This is a genomic window from Streptomyces sp. NPDC057900, from assembly GCF_042887885.1.
Classification (GTDB): Bacteria; Actinomycetota; Actinomycetes; order Streptomycetales; family Streptomycetaceae; genus Streptomyces.
In genome coordinates this window covers 316232-332750 of sequence record NZ_JBHVOI010000007.1, presented here as the reverse complement: position 1 = coordinate 332750, position 16519 = coordinate 316232, and the positions used below count along the sequence as shown (strand labels likewise).

Genomic DNA, 16519 nt, shown 5'->3' with positions numbered 1-16519 from the left:
CGTCCGTTCGAGGCCCGAATCGAACGGAAGGACAGGAAGCCACTGGTGGCACGGTGCGGCGGACCGACGGCAGTGAGCGGCGGAACTCGCTGATCGTCAACCGATCCGGGTGGACTATCCGCAGAATGAACTCATCGCGAGACTCCTGGCGGATACGTGCGAGATCTGGGGAAGCGAGGGCAACGTGCAAGTGCACCACATCCGCGCTCTCGCACATGCCGGATTGCAGTCTTCCGACTGGGCGCGCGCCACGCTCCACCGGCGCCGCAAAGCGGTTGTGGCCTGCGATACCTGCCACGACCGTATCCATTCGGAAGGGCCGACCAGACCACTCACGCAGTAGTCACCGGAGAGCCGGATGACAGGAATCCTTCATGTTCGGTTCGGCGGGAGGCCGCGCGGAACAGGACCTGCCACGGCAAGCGCCTCACTGCGCGGCCGACCCAACCGCCTGGCTCCACGGCTTCAAACGCCTCCGCATCCGCTGGGAACGACGAGCAGACATCCACGAAGCCAATCTCAAACTTGCCTGCTGCCTCATCACCCACCGACTGTTCAGGGCAGTGCTCTAACCTTGACCAGCAAGATTGTCGGTCATCCCGTAGATGGCCGCGGCGCATTTCATGATCCACGCTCATGAGTGACCGTTCGCTTTCGTACGCCTGGTTGGCTTTGTAGATGAGCACGGTATCTGAGGACCTGAAGGCAATGACCAACGAGTTCGAGCACGAGCACGGATTCCCACCAGGGACCAATGTGGTCCGGCCGGCCACGACGATCAGGCCACTGCTCGCATGCTCGTCCAAGTGAGTCTCGCCCCTGCTGGCCTGGTGACCTTCTACGACAGCATTGGTGACGTCACTTGGGCGGACGTCGGCAACGGCTACTTCGTCGCCCCTGCAGGGGATGTTTTTCTGCAGCTCAAGGAGTATTGAGCTGTCGATATGGGCGTGGCCCAGAAGTCCTGCGGTCTGGCCATTGGGTCGAACGTAGGAGGCCAGTCCCACATCGCTGCCCCTGGCGGGGCGATCTACCGGACGCGAACAGCATCGCTGGACGAGCCTGAGCTCGACCGCGTGGCCGATGACCTGCAGCAGTTTCCGGAGTTGCTAGAGCAGGCCTGACCGGTTCGTCAATAGCGGTGGGCCGGGATACCTCTAGGGACGGACCTCTGCGCGTCATTGTGTTATTCGTTGTTACAGCGGCTAACACAATGAGGTGGCTGGGCCATGGTGGCCGTGTCCGCGTCTTGATTTGGGCGTTGGCGGTGCATGGGGACTTCGCCGTGCATCGTGTCGGATGACTTGTAGGAGCGGATCGAGCCGCTCCTGCCGCGCAAGGAGCGTCGGTTCCGGCACCCGGGCCGGAAGCTGCTGCCCGACCGGGAGGTGCTGTGCGGCATTCTCTTCGTGCTCCACATGGGCATTCAATGGGAGTTCCCGCCGAAGGAGTTGGGATTCGGGTAGGGCATGACGTGCTGGCGACGGCTGCGGGACTGGAACGAGGCCGGCGTCTGGCAGCGCTTGCACGAAGTGCTCTGGCCGAGCTGAACGCGGCTGCCCGCCTCGACTGGTCGCGGGCCGTCGTCGATTCCAGCCACGTGCGGGCCGTAAAAGGGGGGCCACACGGGACCGAGTCCGGTCGATTGTGCCCGATCCGGATCGAAACACCACCTGATCACGGACGGCCACGGCACTCCGCTCGCCGTGATCCTCACCGGCGGCAACCGCAACGACGTCACCCAGTTACTGCCTCTAATCGACGCCATCCCGCCGGTCAGAGGCGGGGTCGGTCACCCACGACACAAGCCCGACTCCCTCTTCGCCGGCCGCGGATACGACCACGACCTACCGCGACGAGGTCCGCCAACACCGGATCGTGCCGGCCATAGCCCGCCGCGGCACCCGCCACGACACTGGACTGGCACCTACCGCTGGGTCGTGGAACGCACCTTCGCCTGGCTCCACGGCTTCAAACGCCTCCGCATCCGCTGGGAACGCCGAGCCGACATCCACGAAGCCTTCCTCAAGCTCGCCTGCTGCCTGATCACCCGCCGACAGATCAACTCATTGTGTTAGCCGTTGTTAGTGGCGTGCAAGTACGAAACAATGCAGAGTTGCGTATAAGCGATCCCTCCGAGTCGTTCACGCATGCTCTAGACATGGAATTTTACTGTCCGTTTGGTGACGTTGAGGGATTCGGCGAGATCATCAAAGACGGGTGCATTGGATAGGAGTGAAAAGGCCTCCTTCTCGCGGGTGGTCAAGCTGTGTAGAGGGATAGGGTGCGATCAAGTGCTCCGGTAAGAGGAGGCGGAAGTGTGGGGGCGGCTTCACGGCAGGTTTGACAGAAATTGATTCAAGATTCGATCCGCTTGAGAATTTCTGTGGCGAAATTCTCGACGTGGTCGAGCTTCCGTGATCTGTTAACGGGTGAGCGATTCGGCGAGCTTGGTCCTCTCTTTAAGCTGACGTTTAGCGAGATCGAGTGTCTTGATATTGGTGTGAATTGTTCTATTCTGATAGATGGATTGAACATCAAAATAGACACCCGCCAAATTTACCTTTTGCTTACACTTGACGTCCTTCTTTGCGGCGTTTATGGCGCGAGGGGAGGATGGATCCTTATCGAATCCCAGTTGCGTGGCCGCCTTCATCGGATCACTTGCGGTGAATCCTTGCTTCTTCATGCATGCAGACCAAAGCTTGTTGACATTCTTGATCCGTGAGTCATTCAGAGCTGCAGACTCGGCATCTCTCTGGAGGCTGAAGACGTACAGGAGATCAACACTGTCTGGTGTGCGAGCGTAGAGCTTTAGAAACGATTCTCTGGTGCAGCCCCCGACAGGTACCCGCCGACCGTTGATTTTTTGCTCGCTGCCACCTTGTTTTTCGGCTTCCTCTTGGCTCATCGGCAGATCTTCGAGAGTCAAATCGTTCGCTCCGGTCAGGGCGACACGCTCAGCTTCACTACGCGGTGACGCGCCCTCGGATTGAGGGTCCGTCTCGACCTTGCGTCCATATCCGTGTCGAGCGGCGATCTCCATGTCGAGAATTCCAAAAACCCCCGCATGCCTGTGATCCGTGGAGGTGGAAATTTTTTCGGGGGGAGCATACTCGAATCCAAATCGCTCCATGCATTGATTCGTCAGAATCGCCTGGGCCCTGTCAAATTTCTCTTGCTCCTGTTCTGACGCTTGGTATTCGTCAAGGGGGAACTCCAAACCCTCTGTTGTTGTAATCTTAGGGGCCGTCACTGGGTGATGGGCCGTTTCGTCATTCACCGGGTCGTGGGTCGAACAACTCATGAGGAGGGCAGACATACACGCGACAGAAGTTGACCGCGTAAGATAATACCAATAAGAGCGCATGCGGATTCCTGTAATAGAGCAGAAAGCGGAACCGCCATTCTGATCCGAAAACTCGGACAGAATGGCGGCCCTGAGTGCACGGGGGAGATTAACCCTTCCAGATGGCCCGGTATGTGGCATCTGCGAACGAAGTAATGGCATTCTTGTAATTTAGAGAGGCGTTTCCTGCGTATCCTGCGGGAAGTGATCCTTCGAGGCCGCCACCCCTCACTCCGGTATAGACCCAAATAGTCCCGTGAGTGCGATTCCAGTACGCGGCGGCGTTATTGTTGACGGTCTGCCCCTGGCCTGCGCAGCTGACGTAGATGCTGGACGATTTATAATAGTCCTGGCTCAAGTCTCCATCTGCGATCGCGACGCCGGGCTGGTTGTGGTCAAATACGCACCCCTTTTGGTTGGAGTTGTAATAGAGGCCGAACTCTCCGTCGTTGAGGGTGCCGTCCTTGTCCGCCGCCGATGCGATGCTGACAGTCGCGAGGGTGACGCCGATGGCGGCAGTCGTCGTCACGGCTGCTCTGGCAAGGTTTCGTGCGATTGTAGATCTGGACATATCTACTCCTCCTAGGAGTGTTTGTGGTCTCGGGGATCGTGGCTCGCGACAGTTATCCAATCAGAGTATAAGGATGATACGCAACTATCTCATGAGGCAGGTTCGTTTAATCCGGTTGGGTTCCGCAGTCTGGCGTTGTCTGGTGAGTGACCGGTGTGTCTCCGCCCATCTGGATCCCTCGACAGCGGAACTGTTTGGAATGGGAGGTTCAGGGGTGTCTGGGTTGGTTTATCTGCATGGATGACTGGCACCCGATCTAATTCGGGGCCCTACCTCGCCGTTTCGGTTGAGGTGATGAGGCGTCGCTGAGGGGTCATTGCGGGTGGTCGACGGGATCTCGGTGCTCGGTCATGGCGGAGTCCCGGCGCAGGGGTCGGGTTCTCCAAGGTCCTTCGGATCGTGGTGGGCCGGGGTTCGCCGGTCAGCTGGCGGGACGGGGTAACGCGGCGAGGCGAAGGAAGGTGCTGGTCAGTTCAGGTCTCCAGGGCCAGGTCGCCGATATTCGTAAGCCCAGGCGGCGGCCAGTTCGCCGTCCAGCAGCAGGACGCGGGCCCAGGCCAGCAGGTCGATCGTCGTGAGGCTGCGAGCCAGACGGTGTGATGCCGAAGTGACGATGGCCGACGGGGCCCGCAGCGTCCCGACATCGGCCAGGCAGCCACCGCGACCGCCAGCGCCACGTCCAGCAGGATCTTCCCGGGGTCGGAGACAGCCTGCGGCTTCCGCCAGGGCCCCAGGGCTGCGGATACCGCCTGGTCAAAGCCCGTCTTGCGGACTGTCTGTATTAGCAGGACCGCACCGGCCTGCGAGACCACCTGCCGACCGTCTCCCTGGACACGGACACGCGGGTACGACGAGAGAGGCTCTCTCACCTGGAAAGTGCTCTTTTTTCACCAGAACCCTCAGAAAGTCCTATCGTTGCAGGTCAAGGGAACTTTTCGAGTTCCTGATGAACTCTTGGACAGCCCTCGTGAAAGCGCGAGGCTAACGATTTCACGAGCGGTAGGGTCAGCCGCAGGGTGCGAAGATGCTGGTTAGGGGCTCTGCGCGCTGGCGATGCGGGTTCGCGGGCGCTCGACGGGCCGGTCTCCATCGAGATCGACTGGGGCATGAAGTACCAGCTCATCGAGCAGTACCGGGCGAAGCGAAACATGACCATGTCGAATCCGAGGGGCGCTCAGAGAGACCTCCCCCACCGCGACATCCACCGGCGGCGCGGGCTCCACTACCTCCTGGAGCGTAAGGGACAGATCGCCCGCATCTGCCACGACCTGAAGATCTTCGAGGGCAAGTCGGTGCGTCCGAGGACGACCAGGGCACGGCTGCGTGGCCATCTCATCCACCGCGCCCAAGGGCAGCGATGGGACTTCACTGTCGACTGGGTCCGGCTCAAGCTCAGCGACTAGGCGCAGCGCACGGTCCTGTGCAAGGACCCGTTCCATTCTGTGGACGACCGAGAGGAGAAGCTGACCGCGGGTATGTGAGCCGACGCAGGACGCGCCTCGGCCCTCGTACGACTCGGGCCCCGTACGTTCCTCGTACGGGGCCCTTTCCACGCCCTAGAGTGTCGGGGGCCCCATGGGGTCTGCCCCAACAAATGTGTCGTCTGAGATCTGAGGAACCAGTGCGCCGACTTGCCGGCCTTCTAGTTGTCCCCCTGCTGCTGCTGTCAGCGGCCTGCGGTAGCGACGACAAGGGCTCCGACTCCGCTTCCGCCTCCGCGTCCGCCCCCTCCAAGAGCGGATTCCCCGCCATCACTGCGGGCGCGAAGTTCGGCGAGAAGCCCACCCTGGCCAAGGGCTCGGGAACACCGCCCAAGGAGCTCAAGACCAACGTTGTCAGTGAGGGCGACGGCGCGAAGCTCAAGAACGGTGACGCGATCCAGGTCAACTACCTCGGGCAGGCCTGGGACTCCACCAAGCCGTTCGACAACAGTTACGACCGCAAGCAGCCGTTCGACCTGACGCTCGGCGCCGGCATGGTCATCCAGGGCTGGGACAAGGGCCTCGTCGGCCAGAAGGTCGGCAGCAGGGTCGAGTTGGTCATCCCGCCGGATCTCGGTTACGGCGCGAACGGCCAGGGCCAGGACATCAAGCCCAACGCCACACTCGTCTTCGTCGTCGACGTGGTGAGTGGAAAGCCGGTACCGAAGTCCCCGAAGGGCAGCGAGGTCGCCCAGGACAACGTCGACCTGCCGAAGGTGGGCACCAACACGGACGGCAAGGCGCCGAGCGTCAAGATCCCCAGCAAGTCCACCCCGCCGAAGAAGCTGGTCTCCAACTACGTGCTGGAGTCCAAGGGCGAGGTCGTCAAGGGGACCGACAGCGTCGTCGTGAACTACGTGGGGCTGCTGTGGAAGGACGGAAAGACCTTCGACAGCACCTACGCGACGGGCAAGACGCAGACCTTCCCGCTGGCCCAGGTGACCCTCAAGGGGCTCAAGAACGGTCTGATCGGGAAGAAGATCGGCAGCCGTGTGCTGCTCGTCGTCCCGCCGGACCAGGCCTTCGGCAGCAAGGCCCAGCAGTCCATCCCGGCGAACTCGACGCTGGTCTTCGCCGTGGACATCCTGGCGAAGATGTAAGACTGTCCCGGTTGTCCAGTTCATCATTTAGAGGAGCAAGTCAGTGAGCATCGAGAAGCCCGAGGTCGACTTCCCGGGTGGCGAGCCGCCGGCCGACCTGGAGATCAAGGACATCTGGGAAGGCGACGGCCCGGTGGCCCAGGCCGGCCAGACCGTCTCCGTCCACTACGTGGGCGTGTCCTTCTCCACCGGCGAGGAGTTCGACGCCTCCTGGAACCGTGGCACTCCGCTTCAGTTCCAGCTCGGTCAGGGTCAGGTCATCGCGGGCTGGGACAAGGGCGTGCAGGGCATGAAGGTCGGCGGCCGTCGCCAGCTGACCATCCCCGCGCACCTCGCGTACGGTGACCGCGGCGCCGGCGGCAAGATCGCCCCGGGCGAGACGCTGATCTTCGTCTGCGACCTGGTCGCTGTCTGATCCGCACCTGTGTGTGATGCGAGGGCCCGTGCCGCGAGGCACGGGCCCTCGCTTTCTTCCGGAGCCCCCGGAGCGGTACGGTCGAGGGTCGTAGCGCAAAACAGAGAGGGCGTCGATGGCGATTGCCAAGGCCGAGCGGCTGATGAACCTGGCACTGTGTCTGCTGGGGACCCGGCGCCCGCTCAGCAAGCGCGAGCTGCGCGGTTCCATCGAGGCCTACCTGGAAGCGGGCTCCGACGACGCCTTCAACCGGATGTTCGAGCGCGACAAGGACGATCTGCGCGAGCTCGGTCTGGTCATCGAGACCGTGGAGAACCTGGACGGCGACACCGGCTATCTCGCCCGCCGCGACAGCAACCGGCTGCCCCCGATCACGCTGGACGCCGAGGAGGCCGCCGCGCTCGGGCTGGCCGCCAAGGTCTGGCAGCAGGCCCGGCTGGCCGGTGCGGCCAGCGGCGCCCTGCAGAAGCTGCGGGCCGCCGGCATGCCGGAGGCCGAGGACGCGTACGAGGTGCACAGCGCCCTCGAACCCCGCATCCCGGTCCACGAGGCCGCGTTCGAACCGCTGATGCTGGCCTGCCGGGACCGCCGCGCCGTGACCTTCGACTACCGCAAGGCCAACTCCGCCCGCCCCGAGCAGCGCCAGGTCGAGCCCTGGACGCTGGAGTGCTGGCGCGGCCACTGGTATCTGGCCGGCTGGGACCGGGGCAGGGGCGCGGAGCGGGTGTTCCGGCTCTCCCGGATCGCCGGCAAGGTGCGCTCCAGGGCCGGCGCCTTCACCGCGGAGGTGCCCGACGTCGTCACCGTCCGCGAGACCGTCGAGAGCTGGGCGGGGGAGACGGCCACCCGTACCGCGCTGATCAGGCTCCGCACCGGTTCCGGCTACCCGCTGCGGGCCCGGGCGATATCGGTCCGGGAACTCGGTGACGGGTGGGAGGAGTTGGAGATCCCGTACGGACACGGTCTGGACGCCTGGCTCGTCGAGTTCGGTCCGGACGTGGTCGTGCGGGAACCCGCGGATCTGCGGGCCGATGTGGTGGACCGGCTGCGCGCCGTGGCCAAGGACTGAGGGGGACCCGTACTCATGGCCACGAACGCCATCGACCAGACCCGCCGGATGCTCTCGCTGGTGACGTATCTGCGTGAGCGCCCCGGCGCCCACGTCCAGGACGTCGCACGTGCCTTCGGGATCACGGAGGACGAGCTCATCTCGGACCTCGACGTCCTGCCCATGTGCGGGACGAGTTTCCGCGGCGGCGATCTGCTGGACATCGACACCGACGGCGACCGGATCTGGTGGCACAACCCGGACGATGTCGCGGAGCCGCTCCGGCTCGCCGCCGACGAGGCGACGGCCTTGCTGGTCGCCGCCCGTGCCGTCGCGACGCTGCCCGGACTGCGGGAGAGCGACCGGCAGGCGCTGCTGCGCGCCACCGCCAAGCTGGAGGCCGCGGCCGGTGAGGTGGGGGCGGCCAGCTCCCGGCTCTCGGTCACCTTCGAGTCCGAGGGCGGCGTCTTCGCGGATGTGGACCGGGCGATCTCCGAGCGGCGCCGGCTCTGGCTGCGCTACTACTCGCCCGCCCGAGACGAGCTCACCGAGCGCGAGGTGGACCCGATCCGGCTGTTCGCCGTCGGGCACACCTATATGGAGGCCTGGTGCCGGTCCTCGGAGGACCGGCGCACCTTCCGTCTCGACCGGGTCGCCGAGATCCGGCTGCTCGACGAGCCCGCCGCACCGCCGGAACTGGAGCTGCGGGACCTGTCGGAGGGGCTGGTCCAGCCCGCCGCGGAGGATCCGGAGGTCGTGGTGGAGGTGGGTCCCGGCGGGCGCTGGGTCGCGGAGTACTACCCGCACGACAGCGCCCACGAGCTGCCCGACGGCGGCATGCAGATCACCCTGCGGACGCCCGATCCGGCCTCGCTGCGCCGCCTGGCGCTCCGGCTCGGCCGGGAGGGGCGCATCGTCTCACCACCGGAGCTGGCGCAGAGCGCGCGGCGGGCGGCCCGCGCGGCACTCACCGCCTACGACGGCCCGGCCTGAGGGGCCGGCGGAGGAGACATGAGCAACCTGTCCGTGGTGTCGGATGTTTCGTCCGTTCCGACCGTCGTCGTTCCCGATTCCGTACGGTTCAGGGCCGCCTGCCCGGACTGCCGCGCACGGTTCGAGCTCGCGGCGGGCGCCATCCGGCTCGCGATCGGTGCCACCAGCCGGACGACGTTCTACTCCTTCACCTGCCCCGAGTGCGACAGCGCGGTCCGCAGGATCGCGGGGGAGCGGATAGTGGAGCTGCTCACCGACGGCGGCGTACGGACACTGCGCCTGCACACCGGCCGGTAGCTCCAGACAGATCAGATCGGTCCTCCGGACCCGGACACGAGAAACATCGAGGCTCTGCGGATGTTCTGGCCCATGCTCGCCATCGCCCTGGGGTTCCTCGGCATCGCCGTCCTGGGCGTGCTGGCCATCAGGGTGTTCATCGAGGCCCAGCGCCTCGGTCACCAGGTGACGCGTACCACGGAGCGGATCAACCGGGCCGCGGAGGATCTGGAGCGAGCGGCCACCGATCTCGCGGCCACGGGTGAAACCCTGAGGTAGGCGGCCTGTCCGATCCGGGCGGGCGTGGCCTCCTGTTTCTCAGTTCCGGGGGGTACGCTGCTGGTGGCGGCCTGGGCAGGGAGGTGCTGGCCGCTAGCCAAAGTATGCACGGGCATTGCCTCGCGTTTACTCCTGCGGGTTACGATCGCTCCCAGCGAATAGGTCGGACGAGTGTCCGATCCAGGGGCAGTCCGGCCCAAGGGCAGCGAGCCCACCTCCAGCCGTCTCAGCGAGAAGGAAGCACATCATGGGCAATCTGAAGCCTCTAGAGATCGTTCTGATCATTGCTGTCGTTCTCCTGTTGTTCGGTGCCAAGAAGCTTCCTGACATGGCCCGTTCGCTCGGCAAGTCGGCCCGCATCCTCAAGAGCGAGGCCAAGGCCATGAAGAAGGACGACGAGCCGGCGACCGCGCCGGACGCCGCCGCGGACCAGGCGGCCCAGCAGCCCGCCGCCGCGCGCACGATCCAGGCCTCCCCCGGTGACGTGACGAGCTCCCGCCCCGTGAACGAAGCGAAGCCCACCACCCAGAGCTGACAGCTGCCGAACTCCCGCAGCTGCCGCACGAGACGAGGGAAGTGGGTTGCTCAAGTCTGCCCGCAAGCAGGAGAAGGACGGCGAGGGGCGGATGCCTCTCGCTGATCACCTGCGTGAGTTGCGTAACCGACTGCTGATCGCGGTCCTGGCGGTCATCGTCATCACCTCGGTCACGGCCTTTTTCTACAAGGACCTGATCGACTTCCTGATCCGCCCCATCCTGGAGTCGGTCGGCTGCACCAACGGCAGGAAGGTCCAGGAGAACGGCCACCCGTGCGCCGAGATGACGGTGAACGGTCTGGTCGCGCCGTTCTCCATCGCGCTCAAGGTCTCCCTCATGGCGGGCGTGGTGCTCTCCACTCCCGTCTGGCTCTACCAGCTCTGGGCGTTCCTCGCGCCGGGTCTGCACAAGCACGAGAAGAAGTACGCGCTGAGCTTCGTCGGCGCGGGTGTGCCGCTGTTCCTGGTGGGTGCCGCGCTGGCCTACAAGCTGATGCCGCAGACGGCCGCGGTGCTGCTCGAATTCACCCCCGACAACACGACGAACCTGCTGCCCGTCGACGACTACCTCAACATCGTCACGCGCATGGTGGTCGTCTTCGGTCTCGCCTTCGAGCTGCCGCTCCTGCTCGTCCTGCTGAACTTCACCGGGGTGCTCACGGCCAAGCGGCTCGCGGGCTGGTGGCGCGGCATGGTCATGGGCATCACGATCTTCTCGGCGGTCGCCACCCCCACGGGTGACCCGCTGACGATGATCACGCTGGCAGCTCCGATCGTGCTGCTCTACTTCCTGGCACTCGGCATCTGCCTGGCCAACGACCGGCGCAGGCGACGGAACAACCCCGACGCCGAGCTGGACGACGACGAGGCCTCGGAGCTTGACCTCACCCCCGAGGACATCGGCGACATGGAGAACGTCTCGGCGTCACGGCCCTCGCTGCCCGAACAGGCCGACGGGGAACGGGACGGCGGACGATCGCACCGGTCGAACGGTTACGACGACATCACCTGACCTTGTAGGGTCCCCGGGTGACCAGCGAGATCACCCTCTTCGTCAATCCCACCGCGGGACGCGGCCGGGGCGCGCACGCCGCGCAGCCGGCCGCTTCCGCGTTGCGGGACGCCGGATTCTCCGTCCGTACGGTCCTCGGTGAGGACGCCGACGACGCGTTGCGGCGGGCCCGCGAGGCCGTGGCCGGGGGGACCGGCGCGCTCGTGGCGGTCGGCGGGGACGGGATGATGTCGCTCGCGCTGCAGGCCGTGGCCGGAACCCGGACACCGCTCGGCGTCGTGGCCGTCGGCACCGGCAACGACTTCGCCCGCGCTCTCGGCCTGCCGATACGGGATCCGGCCGCGGCCGGCCGGCTGGCCGCGCAGGCGCTCAAGGGGAGCCTCGTCCGGGAGATCGACCTCGGCCGGGCCGGGGACCGGTGGTTCGGGTCCGTGCTCGCCTCCGGCTTCGACTCCCGGGTCAACGACCGGGGCAACCGGATGCGCTGGCCCGGCGGCCGGTTCAAGTACGACCTGGCGATCCTCGCCGAACTCGCCGCGTTCCGGCCCATCGCCTACCGCGTCAGCCTCGACGGCGGCCCGGTCCAGGAGATCGCGGCGACCCTGATAGCCGTCGGGAACGGATCGACGTACGGCGGCGGCATGCGGATCTGCGCGGACGCCGTCATGGACGACGGGCTGTTCGACGTGACCGTGGTGGGCGACTGCACCCGCACCACCCTGCTCAAGGTGTTCCCCAAGGTCTACAGGGGCACCCATCTCGGCCACCCGGTCGTCACCGTGCACCGGGTCTCCTCGATCACGCTCGAAGCCGTCGGCGTCACCGCGTACGCGGACGGCGAACCGCTCGGCGCGCTGCCGCTGACCGCGACCTGCGTCAGGGGCGCCGTCAGAGTGCTCGGGGCGGGTTCTGCCACGGTGAATTAAAGATCGCGTCACTGTCGGACCCGGCGGGTAGGCTCGTGGACAAGATGACAGAGGACCTCTCACCAGCTGAGCGATACCAGGCTTCCCGGATCCGAGCCGCCGAGCAGGCGACCGCGCTCGGGCCGTTCCGCGAGATGTACGAGTTCGATCTGGACCCCTATCAGATCGAAGCGTGTACGGCGCTGGAGGCCGGCAAGGGCGTCCTCGTCGCGGCGCCGACCGGCTCGGGCAAGACGATCGTCGGCGAGTTCGCCGTACACCTCGCCCTGGAGCAGGGCCGCAAGTGTTTCTACACCACACCGATCAAGGCCCTCTCCAACCAGAAGTTCGCCGACCTCGTCAAGCGCTACGGCGCGGACAAGGTGGGCCTGCTCACCGGCGACAACAGCGTCAACGCCGATGCCCCGGTGGTCGTCATGACCACCGAGGTGCTGCGGAACATGCTGTACGCGGGCTCCCAGGCACTGAGCGGGCTCGGCTACGTGGTGATGGACGAGGTGCACTACCTCTCCGACCGCTTCCGCGGCGCGGTGTGGGAGGAAGTGATCATCCACCTCCCCGAATCCGTGACACTGGTGTCACTGTCGGCGACCGTGTCCAACGCCGAGGAGTTCGGTGACTGGCTGGACACCGTCCGCGGCGACACCGCCGTGATCGTCTCCGAGCACCGTCCCGTACCGCTCTGGCAGCATGTCCTGGCCGGGCGCCGGATGTACGACCTCTTCGAGGAGGAGAGCGACCACGGCGGCCGTGGCGTCGGCCGCCGTGAGGTCAACCCCGACCTGGTCCGGCTCGCCCGCATGGAGAACCAGCGCGGATACAACCCGCGCGAGCGCCGGCGCGGAAAGATGGTGCGCGAGGCCGACCGCGAGCGCGAGCGGCGCCAGCGCAGCCGGATCTGGACCCCGTCGCGGCCCGAGGTCATCGACCGGCTGGACGCCGAGGGGCTGCTGCCCGCCATCACGTTCATCTTCAGCCGGGCCGGCTGCGAGGCCTCCGTCCAGCAGTGCCTGCACGCCGGACTCCGGCTCAACAACGAGGAGAAGCGCCGGCTCGTACGGGAGATCGTCGAGGAGCGTACGGCGTCCATCCCCGCAGAGGATCTCCACGTCCTCGGCTACTACGAATGGCTCGAAGGCCTGGAGCGGGGCATCGCCGCGCACCACGCGGGAATGCTGCCGACCTTCAAGGAGGTCGTCGAGGAGCTCTTCGTACGCGGGCTCGTCAAGGCGGTCTTCGCGACCGAGACGCTCGCCCTGGGCATCAACATGCCCGCGCGCTCCGTCGTCCTGGAGAAGCTCGTCAAGTGGAACGGCGAGCAGCACGCCGACATCACCCCCGGCGAGTACACCCAGCTGACCGGCCGGGCCGGGCGGCGCGGGATCGATGTCGAGGGGCACGCGGTGGTGCTCTGGCAGCGCGGCATGGACCCGGGCGCGCTCGCCGGACTCGCCGGTACGCGTACGTATCCGCTGCGCTCCAGCTTCCGGCCGTCCTACAACATGGCCGTCAACCTGGTGCAGCAGTTCGGCAAGCACCGCTCGCGCGAACTGCTGGAGACCTCGTTCGCACAGTTCCAGGCGGACCGGTCCGTGGTCGGGATCTCCCGCCAGGTCCAGCGGAACGAGGAGGGCCTGGAGGGCTACAAGGAGGGAATGACCTGCCACCTCGGTGACTTCGAGGAGTACGCGCGGCTCCGCCGCGACCTCAAGGACCGGGAGACGGAGCTCGCCAAGCACGGCGCGTCGCAGCGGCGGGCCGCCGCGGCGGCCTCCCTGGAGAAGCTCAAGCCCGGCGACGTCATCCATGTGCCGACCGGCAAATTCGCCGGACTGGCACTCGTCCTGGACCCCGGACTGCCCGCGGGCCGGACCAACGGGCACGGCCACCGGGGCATGGAGTACCACGACGGTCCCCGCCCCCTGGTGCTGACGGCCGAACGGCAGGTCAAGCGGCTCGCCTCGATCGACTTCCCGGTGCCGGTGGAGGCGCTGGAGCGGATGCGCGTCCCCAAATCGTTCAACGCGCGCTCACCGCAGTCACGCCGCGATCTGGCCTCCGCGCTGCGCACCAAGGCCGGACACATCGTGCCGGAGCGGCACCGCAAGCAGCGCTCCGGCGCCGCCGACGACCGCGAGATCGCCCGCTACCGGGCCGAGTTGCGCGCGCACCCCTGCCACGGCTGCGACGAGCGCGAGGACCACGCGCGGTGGGCCGAGCGCTACCACCGGCTCCAGCGGGACACCCAGCAGCTGGAGCGCCGCATCGAGGGGCGCACCAACACGATCGCCCGCACCTTCGACCGCATCGTCGCGCTGCTCACCGAGCTCGACTACCTGCGCGGCAGTGAGGTCACCGAGCACGGCAAGCGGCTGGCCCGGCTCTACGGCGAGCTTGACCTGCTGGCGAGCGAGTGCCTGCGCGCCGGTGTGTGGGAGGGGCTCAACCCCGCCGAACTCGCCGCGTGCGTCTCGGCGCTGGTGTACGAGGCCCGGCAGTCCGACGACGCGGTGGCGCCCAAGCTGCCGTCCGGACCGGCGAAGACGGCGATGGGCGAGATGGTCCGGATCTGGGGGCGGCTGGATGCCCTGGAGGAGGACTTCAAGATCAACCAGGCGGAGGGGGTCGGACAGCGCGAACCCGATCTCGGCTTCGCCTGGGCGGTCTACATGTGGGCGTCCGGCCGGACGCTGGACGAGGTGCTGCGCGAGGCGGAGATGCCCGCGGGCGACTTCGTGCGCTGGTGCAAGCAGGTGATCGATGTGCTGGGCCAGGTGGCCGCCGCGGCGCCGCGCGAGGGCAGTTCGGTGGGACGCAACGCCCGGAAGGCCGTTGACGAGGTGCTGCGGGGAGTAGTGGCGTACAGCTCGGTGGGGTGAGCCCGCGGGGGCCGGTGGTCCTCAGCGTGCGGTCCGGCCGGCGACGGCCGAGCCGAAGCGGGCCTTCGCGACCGGGTGGCCCAGCGACTCCGGGGTGAAGAGGATCGAGCCCGTCCCGGTCGGTCCTGTCTTCGAACCGGGGATGACGCTCACCGCGCCCGTCGCGAGGTACTTCCCCGGCGCGCCGACCGCCAGGTCCGCGCGCCCGTCCGCGTCGAAGTCCCCGGCCGTCACGGAGCGGCCGAACTGGTCGTTGCCCTCCATCACGCCCATCACCCCCGGCGAGTCCAGGGTCAGCTTCCGGGCGCGGGCGGCGTCCAGACCGCTCGCGGCCCCCGGTACGACGGTCAGCGCGCCCGCGTTCTGGATGCCGTCGGAGTCCGGCTCACCGACCACGGCGGTCACCAGGTCGGCGTGCCCGTCGCCGTCGGTGTCCGCCAGGACGCCCGCGGTGCCCGGTTCCACCGCGCCGCCGTAGGGCACGCCCGCGCCCAGCCCGGCGGCGGTGCCCGGGAACATGCGCAGCAGGAAGTCGTCGGGGCCGTCGGAACCGGTGGTGTCCACCACCACGTCGTCCCGGCCGTCGCCCGTGATGTCACCGGTCACGACGCTGTAGCCGGTGAAGGGCAGTCCGGTCCGGCCGATCGGCTGTGTCCTGAGGCCCTTCGCCGAGCCCGGCAGCACGCCCAGGGTTCCCTCGTCGGCTCCGTCGTCGAAGTAGGCCTGTGTGACCAGGTCGGCATAGCCGTCGCCGTTGATGTCGCCCGAGGCGATCGGTCCCATTCCGGCGCCGCCGCCGGGCGGGGCGTACGCGGTCATCGCCGGTTCGTCGATGTCCCGCAGATCGCTCGCGCCGCGTACGACGTTCACCTTCGTGCCGGTGGCGACCGCGATGTCGTCCCGGCCGTCGTGGTCGAAGTCCCCGACCGTCAGGTTGTCGCCGAAGCCCTCACGCGCGGAGGGCTTCGGGTTGTGGAACGCGATGGCGTCGCCGCTCAGCCCGCCCTTGGCCCCGAAGACGACGGTGACGGCGCCCGCGCCCGCCACTGTCCCGATGGCCTCGCCGCCGGAACCGATCACCAGGTCGGTGTACCCGTCGCCGTCCACGTCGCCCATGGCCACGGCGGAGCCGAACCGGTCACCGGCCTCCGGTACGCCGGGAATTCCGGGCGTGTCCTGAGTGATGCCCTTGTGCCGGGTGACCCGTACGCCCTGGTCCGTGCCGTAGACGAGGGAGACGTATCCCGCCTTCGGGTAGCCCTTGATGGTGCCCTCCGGGGCGCCTGCGGCGAGGTCGCCGAAGCCGTCGCCGTCCACGTCGCCCGGCGCGGGCGCGGCCGCCTTCCGCTGCGTTCCCGGCGCCGCCTTCGCCCCGTGAACCGGTGCGGCGAAGGCGGCCGGTGCCGCCAGAGCCCCCGCCGCCAGAGCTGTCGCCAGAGCCGTACACGTCAAGAGATGCCGCGCCATGTGCCCACTCCCGTCCCGGTACTTCCCGAATGCCGCTACCGGCCGCCCGAGGGTCGCCGGCAGCCGCCGTCAACCCACAAGACCCGTGAGGGGGATGAATAGTTGCGGTCGTCGTGACGGCCGGCTGGGGAGTGCGGTCGCCCGCGCGGCACGCTCCGGGCACGCGGACGCCCGCACCGTGGGTGATC

General features: G+C 67.0%; 18 protein-coding genes and 3 pseudogenes. 17 read left to right on the top strand and 4 right to left on the bottom strand.

Annotated features, from left to right (window positions below):
- Nucleotides 1-109: 109 nt before the first annotated feature.
- The 6 genes and pseudogenes from ACFVQ0_RS26135 to ACFVQ0_RS26110 all read left to right on the top strand — a co-directional run bounded on the left by ACFVQ0_RS26135 (nt 110) and on the right by ACFVQ0_RS26110 (nt 2078).
- Nucleotides 110-343: a hypothetical protein gene (locus ACFVQ0_RS26135; RefSeq protein WP_390091625.1), complete on the top strand. Its 234-nt coding sequence runs from the start codon at nt 110-112 to the stop codon at nt 341-343.
- A 106-nt stretch (nt 344-449) separates the two neighbouring features.
- Nucleotides 450-572, top strand: a pseudogene (locus tag ACFVQ0_RS26130) (IS5/IS1182 family transposase); the annotation flags it as partial.
- Between the two features lie 106 nt (nt 573-678).
- On the top strand, nt 679-810 hold the full coding sequence (locus ACFVQ0_RS26125; RefSeq protein WP_390091624.1) for a hypothetical protein: 132 nt from the start codon (nt 679-681) through the stop codon (nt 808-810).
- Nucleotides 807-935, top strand: coding sequence for a hypothetical protein (locus ACFVQ0_RS26120; RefSeq protein WP_390091623.1), 129 nt, complete (start codon nt 807-809; stop codon nt 933-935). Before ACFVQ0_RS26125 ends, ACFVQ0_RS26120 begins: the two co-directional genes overlap by 4 nt.
- Nucleotides 936-1316: 381 nt before the next feature.
- Entirely contained in the window at nt 1317-1466 is a 150-nt protein-coding gene (locus ACFVQ0_RS26115; RefSeq protein ID WP_390091651.1) for a transposase, read from the top strand.
- 240 nt (nt 1467-1706) lie between these two features.
- The gene (locus tag ACFVQ0_RS26110) at nt 1707-2078 is read left to right on the top strand and encodes a transposase (protein ID WP_390091622.1); all 372 of its coding nucleotides are present in this window, start codon (nt 1707-1709) and stop codon (nt 2076-2078) included.
- 347 nt (nt 2079-2425) lie between these two features.
- Here ACFVQ0_RS26110 and ACFVQ0_RS26105 read toward each other — a convergent pair whose 3' ends face one another.
- From ACFVQ0_RS26105 to ACFVQ0_RS26095, 3 genes and pseudogenes are all read right to left on the bottom strand, one after another.
- Nucleotides 2426-3283, bottom strand: coding sequence for a hypothetical protein (locus ACFVQ0_RS26105; protein ID WP_390091621.1), 858 nt, complete (start codon nt 3281-3283; stop codon nt 2426-2428).
- 175 nt (nt 3284-3458) lie between these two features.
- A complete protein-coding gene (locus ACFVQ0_RS26100; RefSeq protein WP_390091620.1) occupies nt 3459-3878 on the bottom strand; it encodes a hypothetical protein in 420 nt (139 codons plus the stop codon).
- A 597-nt stretch (nt 3879-4475) separates the two neighbouring features.
- A pseudogene (locus ACFVQ0_RS26095) lies at nt 4476-4789 on the bottom strand (transposase); the annotation flags it as partial.
- Between the two features lie 144 nt (nt 4790-4933).
- Here ACFVQ0_RS26095 and ACFVQ0_RS26090 point away from each other — a divergent pair.
- The 11 genes and pseudogenes from ACFVQ0_RS26090 to ACFVQ0_RS26040 form a co-directional block, all read left to right on the top strand.
- Nucleotides 4934-5401: pseudogene (locus ACFVQ0_RS26090) on the top strand (proteasome accessory factor PafA2 family protein); the annotation flags it as partial.
- A 140-nt stretch (nt 5402-5541) separates the two neighbouring features.
- The gene (locus ACFVQ0_RS26085; RefSeq protein ID WP_390091619.1) at nt 5542-6501 is read left to right on the top strand and encodes an FKBP-type peptidyl-prolyl cis-trans isomerase; all 960 of its coding nucleotides are present in this window, start codon (nt 5542-5544) and stop codon (nt 6499-6501) included.
- 43 nt (nt 6502-6544) lie between these two features.
- Nucleotides 6545-6916 carry an FKBP-type peptidyl-prolyl cis-trans isomerase gene (locus ACFVQ0_RS26080; RefSeq protein ID WP_390091618.1) on the top strand — a complete coding sequence of 124 codons (372 nt, stop codon included), beginning with the start codon at nt 6545-6547 and terminating at the stop codon, nt 6914-6916.
- A gap of 115 nt (nt 6917-7031) precedes the next feature.
- Nucleotides 7032-7985, top strand: a complete 954-nt coding sequence (locus tag ACFVQ0_RS26075) for a helix-turn-helix transcriptional regulator (protein ID WP_390091617.1) — start codon at nt 7032-7034, stop codon at nt 7983-7985.
- Between the two features lie 15 nt (nt 7986-8000).
- Nucleotides 8001-8957 (top strand): helix-turn-helix transcriptional regulator, encoded by a 957-nt coding sequence (locus ACFVQ0_RS26070; RefSeq protein WP_390091616.1) that lies wholly within the window; start codon nt 8001-8003, stop codon nt 8955-8957.
- Nucleotides 8958-8975: 18 nt separating this feature from the next.
- Entirely contained in the window at nt 8976-9254 is a 279-nt protein-coding gene (locus tag ACFVQ0_RS26065) for a hypothetical protein (RefSeq protein WP_390091615.1), read from the top strand.
- Between the two features lie 60 nt (nt 9255-9314).
- Nucleotides 9315-9512, top strand: coding sequence for a hypothetical protein (locus tag ACFVQ0_RS26060; protein WP_311306655.1), 198 nt, complete (start codon nt 9315-9317; stop codon nt 9510-9512).
- A gap of 244 nt (nt 9513-9756) precedes the next feature.
- Nucleotides 9757-10047: a Sec-independent protein translocase subunit TatA gene (tatA, locus tag ACFVQ0_RS26055; protein WP_390091650.1), complete on the top strand. Its 291-nt coding sequence runs from the start codon at nt 9757-9759 to the stop codon at nt 10045-10047.
- 46 nt (nt 10048-10093) lie between these two features.
- A complete protein-coding gene (gene tatC, locus ACFVQ0_RS26050; protein ID WP_390091614.1) occupies nt 10094-11059 on the top strand; it encodes a twin-arginine translocase subunit TatC in 966 nt (321 codons plus the stop codon).
- A 17-nt stretch (nt 11060-11076) separates the two neighbouring features.
- Nucleotides 11077-11985 carry a diacylglycerol kinase gene (locus ACFVQ0_RS26045; protein WP_390091613.1) on the top strand — a complete coding sequence of 303 codons (909 nt, stop codon included), beginning with the start codon at nt 11077-11079 and terminating at the stop codon, nt 11983-11985.
- 44 nt (nt 11986-12029) lie between these two features.
- Entirely contained in the window at nt 12030-14864 is a 2835-nt protein-coding gene (locus tag ACFVQ0_RS26040) for a DEAD/DEAH box helicase (RefSeq protein WP_390091649.1), read from the top strand.
- Nucleotides 14865-14885: 21 nt separating this feature from the next.
- Here the strand turns inward: ACFVQ0_RS26040 and ACFVQ0_RS26035 are convergent, their stop codons facing one another.
- On the bottom strand, nt 14886-16331 hold the full coding sequence (locus ACFVQ0_RS26035; RefSeq protein ID WP_390091612.1) for an FG-GAP-like repeat-containing protein: 1446 nt from the start codon (nt 16329-16331) through the stop codon (nt 14886-14888).
- Between the last annotated feature and the right edge of the window lie 188 nt (nt 16332-16519).